The 1,249-nt window shown below is 78.8% G+C and carries 2 protein-coding genes; both read right to left on the bottom strand.

The window, feature by feature from the left end; all coding sequences use genetic code 11:
* Positions 1-36: 36 nt before the first annotated feature.
* On the bottom strand, positions 37-888 hold the full coding sequence (locus FOE67_RS26105; RefSeq protein ID WP_182667290.1) for a hypothetical protein: 852 nt from the start codon (positions 886-888) through the stop codon (positions 37-39).
* Positions 885-1,151: a MoaD/ThiS family protein gene (locus FOE67_RS26100; protein ID WP_182667289.1), complete on the bottom strand. Its 267-nt coding sequence runs from the start codon at positions 1,149-1,151 to the stop codon at positions 885-887. The genes FOE67_RS26105 and FOE67_RS26100 overlap by 4 nt, the downstream gene beginning before the upstream one ends.
* Positions 1,152-1,249: the final 98 nt, after the last annotated feature.

Raw genomic sequence — 1,249 nt, 5'->3', positions numbered from 1 at the left:
CCCCGAAACCCCCCGAACGCGCCGGGTCCCACCCGCTTACGCCGCGAACCACCGCGCCAGCGCGTACGCCACCGGGGCAGCCGCCGTGAGCGGCAGGGCCACCCCGGCGGTGAAGTGCACGAACCGCGAGGGCCAGTCGTAGGACGCCACCCGCAGCCCCAGCAGCGCGCACACCGCGCCGGCCGCCGCCGCGCCCGCGGCGGGGAGGCTCTCCACCGAGGAGATCACCCCCGCGCCCGGGCCCGAACCCAGCGCCGCGCCCAGCGCCGCCGCCGCGAGCACCGCCGCCACCGGACCCACCACGCGCACCGTCAGCACCCCGCGCACCGGCGCGGCGATCGCCACGCCGGCGGCCACCGCCGTCACCGCGCCCGCGTGCACGGCCGTCGCGGCGAGCAGCCCGGCCGCGGAGATCGTCAGGAGGGTGGAGACGGCGCCGGCGGTCAACGCGTCCAGCCGCTCGTCCGCCCCGCCCCGGTGCCGCAGCTGGAGCACCAGCACCAGCAGGAACCACACGCCCAGCACGCCCAACAGGGCGGGCACGGCGTGCCGGGGGGCGAGCAGCAGCACCGCCGCGTCGGCCGTCAGACCGCCGGCGAAGGCCAGGGCGATGCCCTGCCGCGCCGGCCACATGCCGTTGAGGCGGAACCACCCGGCGGCGGTCACCGCCTGGAGCACCACCACGGCGGGCAGCACCGCCCACTGGCCCACCAGGGCGAGCACCGCCACCAGGGTGGCCAGCACGGCCGTCAGCACCGCCGGCCGCGGGCCGGGCGGGATGATCGGCGAACCGGTGCGGTGTGCCGAGGGGGCCGGCGACCCGGTCGCGGCCGGGGTCGCCCCGGAGCCGGCGGGGACGTCGGCGGCCGAACGGGTGACGCCGCTCATCGGGCACCCCCCGCGAACGGCGGCAGCACCTCGACGGTGCTCCCGTCCCGCAGCACGACCCCGGCGTGATCGCCGGAGCCGACCTGCCGCCCGTCCACCAGGAACGAGCAGCGCTCCAGCACCCGGGCGAATTCCGGCCGGTCCGCGTGCCGCTCGCGCGCCGCCTCCAGGGCCTCCGCCAGTGTCCCCGCCCGCCAGGGCTCCTCGGCGGTACCGGCAGCGGCCTTCGCCGCCGCCCAGTACCGGATCGTGCCGCTCGCCATTCGGCCCACCCGTTCCTTCCGTGCCGTTCGCTGTTGTCCCTCGCGCCGCGTCGGCCCGCCGTCCGCCCCGCGAACGCCCATCATCACCCCTCCCGCAC

The sequence above is a fragment of the Streptomyces calidiresistens genome (assembly GCF_014141525.1).
Taxonomy (GTDB): Bacteria; Actinomycetota; Actinomycetes; order Streptomycetales; family Streptomycetaceae; genus Streptomyces; species Streptomyces calidiresistens.
The sequence above is the reverse complement of the archived record's forward strand: the minus strand, read 5'-3'. Positions and strand labels throughout refer to the sequence as shown.

What these genes read in the sequence shown, in the direction of transcription:
- FOE67_RS26105 (WP_182667290.1), bottom strand. Translation starts at nt 888, where the DNA reads ATGAGCGGCGTCACCCGTTCGGCCGCCGACGTCCCCGCCGGCTCCGGG.
- FOE67_RS26100 (WP_182667289.1), bottom strand. Translation starts at nt 1,151, where the DNA reads ATGGCGAGCGGCACGATCCGGTACTGGGCGGCGGCGAAGGCCGCTGCC.